Genomic DNA, 8,696 nt, shown 5'->3' with positions numbered 1-8,696 from the left:
GTGACCGAGCAGTTACTCATGTTCGCCCGTTCTTTCCTGAAACAGGCAAAGGGAGGGGTTATCGCGGGCATTGGTGTTGTCCTTCTCTTCTGGACCGTTATATCGATCCTCGGAAAGATAGAGGATTCTTTCAACGCTGTCTGGGGAGTGACAAAATCCCGCACTATCCTGAGGAAATTCACTGATTACATGGCGATCCTGATCCTTACACCGGTATTGTTCGCTATAGCAAGCAGCCTGACGGTGCTTGTGGCAGGCGAGGTCGGGCTCATTGTCCACAAGATTCAACTGCTCGGGGTCTTCAGTCCTTTGATCTCTTTTCTACTCAAGTTCCTCCCCTATGTCTCCTTGTGGTTACTGCTGACCGTGCTCTATACCATCATGCCGAATACCAGGATTCCTCTCAGGTCAGCCATAATCGGCAGTATCGTAGCCGGAACCCTCGTTCAGATCACCCAGTGGCTTTATATTACCTTCCAGATAGGCGTCGCGAGTCACGGTGCGATCTACGGGAGCCTCGCCGCAGTGCCGCTTCTATTCGGCTGGCTGCAGACAAGCTGGATGATCGTGCTCTTCGGTCTGGAGATCGCTTACGCCCATGAGCACAGCGAGACCTACGGCCTGCAGCCCGGTTATTCCGGCTTGAGCGCTTCCTCGAAAAAGATCATGATGTTGTCAATATTCAACCTTATCGGGCAACGGTTTTCAGCAGGTGAAAAACCCTTCTCTGCTCGGGAGATGGCCCGGGAGCTGAAGATCCCTCTTGCCCTTGTACAGGAACTCATCGGGAACATGATAAGGGCGAACCTCCTTGCGGAAGTGATGGACGAGAAAAGCAACGGCGGTTATTTTCAGCCTGCGAGATCGATCGAAGGCCTTACCATGCAGGATGTTCTCCGTGCATACGAAGGAACAGTAGCATTACCCCGCCTGAGTTCGGAGGAGACCGCGAGAATATCCGACAGGTTCAGGCAACTCTCCGACGCTGCCGTAAACCTGCCCGAAAATATCGAAATTAATAAACTGTAGAGTATAAAACAGCATATCGTATATAGTATGTCGTATGTCGTGAACTGCAAGAGCCGATGCTGGTCACTCGATACTCGATATACGATATACGAACTACGACATACGATTTGCTATGAGCTATGAGCCGGTTTACTATATCCCCCATCCGCCTGATACGGTGATCGTCGTTCCCGTGATAAAGGACGCGTCATTGGAGGCGAGGAATGCCGCTACCCGTGCTATCTCTTCAGGCTCGCCGATCCTGCCCAGGATGGTCTGCGCGATAATGGGTTCTTTGTATTTGTCGGGCATTTTGATGATCGGGGGCGTGCGTATGAGCCCGGGCACGATGGCGTTCACCGTCACACCGTCAGGTCCGCCCTCTCTCGCGAGGGTCTTCGTCAGGCCGATAATGCCGGACTTCGCTGTTGCATATGCTACTTCTCCTTTTGCACCCAATACACCATAGACGGAGCTGATATTGACGATCCTGCCCCACTTCCGGGCGCGCATTTCGGGGAGCAGCCACTTACTCAAAAGAAAGGGGACGCCGACGTGTATCCCGAGCACCGCGTTAAATTCCTTTTTGCCTGTTTTCGTTGTTATCCCCGGCCTGTCAAAGCCGGCATTATTGACGAGGATGTCTATATGCACATCCTGTGTTATTTCCGTAATGAGTTTCCTGAGAGGCTCGGTATGGGTGAGGTCAACGATCTTGGCGATGACGTTCCCGTCTTTTCCAGCGATCTTTTCGACGACCTTCGGGAGGGTTTTGCTGTTTTTGTCAAGAAGGACGAGCCGGGCGCCCCTCCCGGCAAAGACATGAGCACATGCCTCGCCGATGCCCTGACCTGCCCCTGTTATCAATACTGTCCTGCCGCTGAGATCCATACTGCCCCCTTGTTTCAGTTGTGATGAAAAGCATGCTTATTGTATCGTAAATGCATGGCAGTTGCAATGAGATCGAATGTCCTTGACACATAATGACCCCCCCGTTACACTTATTAAAAAATGAGGTCATACCAAGGCGGGAAAATATCTTTCCATTTTCAGACCCGATAACAGGAAGGTAATAAATGAATACACAAATGATTACAAGACCGGTTTTAATATGTGTGGTGGCTGTTTTCCTGATTTTATCAGCAGCTTCAGCACAGGACAATGCGGGGACAACAAAAACGCTGCGTTTTGTCGAGGGCCAGATCAAAACCTCAAACGGCACGAACCACAGCCGTGTGAGCACGGATTTTGTCGGAGGAATTGTCACCGGCATAAGCACACAGCTGCTTGGCCAACTCATGGATAGCCTGAGTTCAGGCTCCACGGTTCCACCTGCCGGCCCATCTGCAGGCATCACTGTCGGTCCGCCGTCTTCCGGTTCCAATATAGTAATAACGACAGATCCGAATACCGGGGTTATAGCGATGACGCCCGGTGAGACGCAGCAGACCGCCGTTGTTTTGAGCGTAAGCCCCGGACAGCAGGTGAATGTTACAGGCTCCCCCACTCAGCAGAGCGTCTCCAGCGCGGTGATCCAGTCAGAACGGGACAGGATAAAGAATCAATACACAGTGCCTTATGCCGGCACGGTGGCCCCCATTGGGATCGGCATAGGACTTGATACCTTTTTTGTCTCTCCGGGAATACCAGGGCTTGTTGCGGGAAAGGCGAACAGCAGGTTTGAATCGGATCTGGAGATGACCTGGTCTTTCACGAAGGAAGAACTCGATCACTATAACTCCTTACTCCAGCTCAAGCAGCTTTTACCCGGCCTGGTGCCTATCGGGGCGATGAAGCTGAAGACTGCAAAATCAAGGTATGTACGCGAGGTCGGCGCGCGCGCGGACCTGGGCATAGATCTCAAGTGGAAAAGCACCTGGCATAACAGTGTGGCGTCGATCAACATCACGGACCTGGGGATGGAGATCAACGAGAAGGACAGAGACAAACTGGGTTCTTCAAAGGTTGAACACAGCGATACGATGAACGTCAGCGACATACCGGGACTTGTTATCGGGCTCGCGGAAAAGGTGAGCGCTAAACTGGGTTCCAAGGCGGGAAGCGCTGCCGCTAAAGAGGCAGGAGACAGCCTGGCGGAAAAGATATTTGACAATATGAAGATCGGGGTGCTGGTGACCCAGACAACCCGTGACAGGTATGTCACTATAAAATTCGAGCTGACAGCAAAGGATATGACCGGTCAGGTTATGAATAACGTAAGTCTCGATACGAACACCTTTACCTTTGACAATGAAGGTGTTGACCATATACTGCATATAAGGATCCCCGAGAACTGTCCGCCGATAAAGAGCATATCCCTTCGTGTAAAAGACGCGACCTACCACTACAAGGAATCTGGCAACGTGGAGCTTGGCATAAGCGCTTCATACATCCCCGTTGAATTGAAGACGGGCAAGCTCACCGAAGGTATCGGTATGTATTATCCCAACGATCATAATGTTGCGGCAAGGGACGAAGATAAGCCGTCCTTTACAATCACCGGGGGCGTGCTGGCATATGTCCCTTTTCACGGTATCGTTGTGAACAATGCGGACCCCGCATCCGGCATAGAAGGGGTAAAGGTGGATCTCAATGCGAAAGACCGGTCATTTCATAAGACAGAGTACACGCACCCTGACGGAAAATTCTACGGTGATTTTTATGTCGGCAACGATACGGGAATAGCCCCGGAGGCCGTCATAACCGCTTCAAAGGATGGATATCCCGCGGGCCGTTATACAACAAAATTTATTAATAATACCGAAGGGTACAAGATAAACATGCACCTCTCTCCGGACCAGTTGATCGTTGTAACCGGCAGGGTGCTCGATACCCGGGGAAATCCCATCGGGGAGGCAGAGGTACACGCGACAAAGGGCACAAACGACGTATGGGTGGCGACAGCCGTTGATGGAAGGTTCTATTTCAAGATACTGAAAGAAGGCGCAACGACCTTTTCGGCATTTAAAAGCGGGTACAATATACCGGTAGTCACGAAGACGTTTTCAGGAAACGAGACGGCGGCTACCGTCGATCTGCAGGCGACATCACAGATGCCACCGGGCGCGATGAAACTGGTCTTCCAGGGACCGGGCAAGACCTCTCTTTCCGGTCTTCACATACAACGCGCAAACGGGGAAGAGTTCAACGTGGGGGTCGGTCAGGACGGAACCGTCAAGATACCCTGCCAGGCGAGCGAAACGCTGACCCTGAGCGCGCAAGGGCTTATATTCAATCCCGACAGGGTTACTGCCCAGTTTACCGGCAGCCAGCCGGGGCAGGAAAAACAGTTCGACATTACCGTAAGCTCCTCCTGGGCGAATTCCGTGAGTATCGCGCCGTCGTCAGCGACGATCGAGACCGGCGGGATCAATTATAATGACGGCAGGCAGCAGGAGCGGGTACAGCTTGCGGCTACTGTCAAGGATATGAGTAGCAACCCCATGAACGGCATCCCGGTAAGATTTGAGGTCGTGTCGAAGACACAGACGGCGGCGGTTAAATTCTCGAAAGAAGGGGGAAGGCCCGGCTGCGGCTACGGAACCACCGACAGCCAGGGTAAGGCAACCGTAGATGTCATAGCCTATAATACGCTTGGTACGGTGACGATAAAGGCAGTAGCGCTGGATAAATATCTCGTTACCGGCAACGCAAGCGATGAGCTGTCCAGTCCCGGTACAGTTCAGATAACTATTGTGCCGACGACCCGTGTCTCGCAACCCGTGAAGCCGACAGCCGCGGTCCAGGTATATACGAACAGCAAGGCCGTCCTGGGGGTCGCGACGCCGACGGTAGAGAAAGGCGGGGAATTCGTGTTCCATCTCGCGCAGTCTCTGGGCAACTCCGCTGTATCGCCGCTGAACCCGTCAGGCCAGATAACGGCCTATACAATAGGTTTTTCAAAAGATAACGGAAGCTGGCAGGAGGAGACACACGAGACTGCCCCGCCGCTTTCCACCCCAAGGACGTTTAACGAGAAAGGGAACTACAAGGTCGGTTACAAGGTGCGGGAAACCTATGCCGGACAACAGGTCTGGTCCGACAGGACAGAGGCGCCTTTCAACGTCGTTGAATTTACGCCCCCGCAGGTCGCCCTGACCGTTCCGAATACGACGGGCACGGTCAACCTGCCGTTGAGTTATTCGTTCAACGTGACGGCCTCCGCGCCCCTTCAGGGTATCGCTTTGACCTTCGGTGATAATGACATGGACATTGTCCTTGATCCGGGACTTTTAAGCGGCAGGACGTCATGGTCCGGGAGCTTCCACCACGTTTACAGGAATACCGGGAACTACACGATGCGCCTTACGGCAACCGACCAGAATTCCAGATCAGCGGAGACAACGAAAAATATAACCGTTCAGTCGGTCGCCGCCCTCAACGACACCACTGCCCCGACGGGGAGCATCAGCATCAATAGCGGGGCGACCACGACGAATATACGGGGAGTGATGCTTCGCATAACCGGGCAGGACAATTCAGGCGGATCAGGGATATACAGATTCAGGGTCTCAAACGACGGGACAAACTGGAGTATCTGGAACAGCATCAATTTTGCGGACGATGTCCCGCAGCCGGGCATATCAAAGGACTACACCTGGCAGCTTTCCGAGGGAGCGGGGACGAAGACCGTATACGTCCAGTTGAAGGACGCGAGCGAGAACGTCTCCGGTGTCTTTACCGGCACGATACAGCTTCAGGCAACAGGCCTGCAGGTCTCAGGAAACCTTCCTCCGCCAACGGTTACGGATACCTTTTACAACAACGCCCCGGCTCCGCACGGCAGCATATCGATAACAACACGGCAGGGCAATAATATCTCCGCGACATTTTCCGCCACAAACGACTGGGCCATCGGGATTAACCAGATGGCATTGTCCTTTGACAACACGAACTGGACCGGCTGGACGCAGTTCGAAACGAATAAACAGATCGACCTCGCGGGCCACCTTGATGCGACCAAGCTCTATGTGACATACGGCGACAGGGCAGGAGGAAAAAGCCCGGTCTATTCAGCCGATATACCGGCAGCGTCTCAGGCCCAGACATCCCAGCCTCAGACATCTCAACCGGCGGGGCAACAAGGCGCCCAGCAGGGACAGGCTCAGGCAGCCTCATCCTCCGGCACCCAGACCCAGGCTGCCTCGCCCTCCGGCGGGCAGGCACAGACACCGGGCGGCAGCGCCGGCACCTTACAAAAACCTGCACAGGAAAAAGGGCGCTTATCCGGGGCAATGGGTAAAGAAGAAACCAAACAGGAACAAACGGTCGATCTGTCTATTGAAGACATAAAGGTTGCCCAGAATATATCCCTGGGGCAGGGTACCGAGGTTGAGGTCAGTGTAAGGAATAATTCAAACGTGGAGATAAAGGATTGCCGGATAACCTTTTCCGGCGAAGACGGAACGATGAAGAATGAAAAGGTCTCTCTGGGTCCAAGGGCGCGGGAAAGGGTGAGATTTGAATGGGTACCCCGCAAGGAGGGGAGACAGAAGATATCGGTTGCCCTGGAGTACAAGGAGGATGTGGACCGGGCCAACAATAAGGCCGACGAGATGGTGGACGTGAAAGGCAAGGAGGCAGCGGATATCTCCGTAGTCGATATGAAGTTGCCCCAGACGTTTGTCGCGGGACAGAAATACAGCATAGAAGCGGTGGTGAAGAACGATTCGACGACGGAGGCACGGGGATGTTCGGCGAGCTTTGAGGCAGAGGATGGCTCTTCCGACCGCCAGCGTATTGATCTGCGGTCCCGCGCGTCTGAAAACGTCAGGTTCACATGGACGCCCCGCCGGGAAGGCAGGTACAAAATAAAGGTGATGATCGAATGCAAGGCGGATGAAAATGCGAAAGACAATACCCTGTCCCGGAATGTTGAGGTCAAACCGGCTGAAGGCAAGATGATGAAGAAATTAAGATAATCCGCTGACAGCCGATATCGTGAAAAGTGAAAGGTGAGGAAACCCGTAATTCGTGAATCGTAATTCGTAATTGGATGAAACCGGTGAAAAGTGAAACGTGAAAGGCGAAATGGGTCATTGCGAGCCCGCAGGGCGCGGCGTTTTGTCATTGCGAGCGGAGCGCGGCAATCTCACCAACAGGATCGCCACGTCGCTTCGCTCCTCGCACTTTGTGCTTTTCCAATTACGTCTCACGAATTACGAATTACGGTTGTTCTCCCCTTACGCCTGACGACTTACGGATGTTGCCCGGCATCTTCCTTTACGGCGGTTGCGACCTTGAATAAAACGGTGAGGATGAGAAGGCCGAGACTGTAGATGCCTGCGCTGATGAGGATCTCAGGCAGGGTAGGGGAATACTCGAATATCTCTCCCAGCGGTGACGGGATAAAGCCTGCAACGACAAGGCCGATGCCTTTTTCAATCCAGACGGAAAGTATGATCGCGATGCAGACAACGGCGAGTACGGTATCGTTTTTCCGCACTGCAGGGTTGAGCATGAGGATGAGGCTGATCCAGGCAAGGACCATCGAAAACCAGATCCAGGGCGTGAGAGATGCATGCCCGTTGAGCCCGAAGAGGAGATAACGGAAATAACCGAGGTGCTCCGGGAGGCCGCTGTAAAACACCGTGAAGATCTCGACGAGGAAAAAGAATATGTTGATGCAGAGCGCGTAGGTCACGACCATGGCTACTTTCCGGATAGCCTCTCTGCCGGGGTCGAACCCGGTGAACCTCTTTATGATAAGGCAGAGGACTATAAGGAGTGACGGCCCGGACGCAAAGGCCGACGCGAGAAACCGAGGGGCGAGAAGGGCGGTGAGCCAGAAAGGCCGCGCGCCGAGACCCGAGTAGATAAAGGCCGTGACGGTATGGATGCTGATTGCCCAGGGGATGGAGATGATGATGAGCGGTTTGATCCATGCGGGAGGTGCGACTGATTTATGTTCGGCGTCGAGCGTATACCAGCCGATGATGATATTCAGGATAAGGTACACGGAAAGGACGATCATGTCCCAGAACAGTACGGAGCGTGGCGAAGGGTAGAGGATGATGTTCAGGACCCGTTCAGGCCGCCCGAGGTCGACGAATATGAAGAGCGCCGTCATGACCACCGCGGATACCGCGAGGAACTCGCCGAAAACCGTGACTCTGCCGAACAGTTTATAGTCATGGAGATAGTAAGGCAGCACAACGATGACGGCAGATGCGGCGACACCGACGAGAAAGGTAAAGTTTGCTATGTAGAGACCCCAGGAAACGTTTCTCCCCATGCCGGTGATGCCGAGGCCGACAGACAACTGCCGCAGGTAGAAGACGAAACCGACGATGATAAACAGTATCAGAACCGTTATCCATGTCCAGTATCTCCGACTTCCGCTGAGTGCTTTTTCTATCATAATAAGTAAAAAACCTTCGGTTGTGTACCGAGATAGGGTTTACGCCGGGTTGTCATACGGGACTTCAGCACTTTTACGATCTCTGAGCCGGGGTCGTTGAGGTCGCCGAATATCAGTGCGTTTTCCTTGCAGGCCTCGACACAGGCCGGTTTAAGACCTTTCGCAAGCCTCTCTTCGCAGAAGTTGCACTTCTCCACGACACCTTTCGTCCTGGTAGGGAAATCCTGGTTGATGTTTTTGATAAAAGGACGTGGGTCTTTCCAGTTAAAACTCCGCGCCCCGTAAGGACAGGCTGCCATGCAGTACCTGCATCCTATGCACCGGTGGT

The 8,696-nt window shown here is 53.4% G+C and carries 5 protein-coding genes; 2 read left to right on the top strand and 3 right to left on the bottom strand.

The genetic code is table 11. The annotated features are described in order from the left end of the window. Positions 1-1,029 (top strand): YihY/virulence factor BrkB family protein (locus tag PHU49_11110; protein MDD5244551.1); only part of this gene is annotated, 1,029 nt, incomplete at its 5' end. 132 nt (positions 1,030-1,161) lie between these two features. Here the strand turns inward: PHU49_11110 and PHU49_11105 are convergent. Then, complete coding sequence (locus PHU49_11105) at positions 1,162-1,899, bottom strand: SDR family NAD(P)-dependent oxidoreductase (GenBank protein MDD5244550.1); 738 nt, start codon at positions 1,897-1,899, stop codon at positions 1,162-1,164. A 185-nt stretch (positions 1,900-2,084) separates the two neighbouring features. Here PHU49_11105 and PHU49_11100 point away from each other — a divergent pair, with 185 nt between their 5' ends. Next, positions 2,085-6,929, top strand: coding sequence for a CARDB domain-containing protein (locus PHU49_11100; GenBank protein MDD5244549.1), 4,845 nt, complete (start codon positions 2,085-2,087; stop codon positions 6,927-6,929). A gap of 275 nt (positions 6,930-7,204) precedes the next feature. Here the strand turns inward: PHU49_11100 and nrfD are convergent, their stop codons facing one another. Beyond that, the gene (nrfD, locus tag PHU49_11095; protein ID MDD5244548.1) at positions 7,205-8,368 is read right to left on the bottom strand and encodes a polysulfide reductase NrfD; all 1,164 of its coding nucleotides are present in this window, start codon (positions 8,366-8,368) and stop codon (positions 7,205-7,207) included. After that, the coding region (locus tag PHU49_11090; protein MDD5244547.1) for a 4Fe-4S dicluster domain-containing protein at positions 8,365-8,696 on the bottom strand (332 nt) is incomplete at its 5' end. The genes PHU49_11090 and nrfD, both read right to left, overlap by 4 nt.

This window comes from Syntrophorhabdaceae bacterium (genome assembly GCA_028713955.1).
Lineage (GTDB): Bacteria > Desulfobacterota > Syntrophorhabdia > Syntrophorhabdales > Syntrophorhabdaceae > UBA5609.
This window is presented reverse-complemented; position numbering and strand designations above follow the sequence as displayed.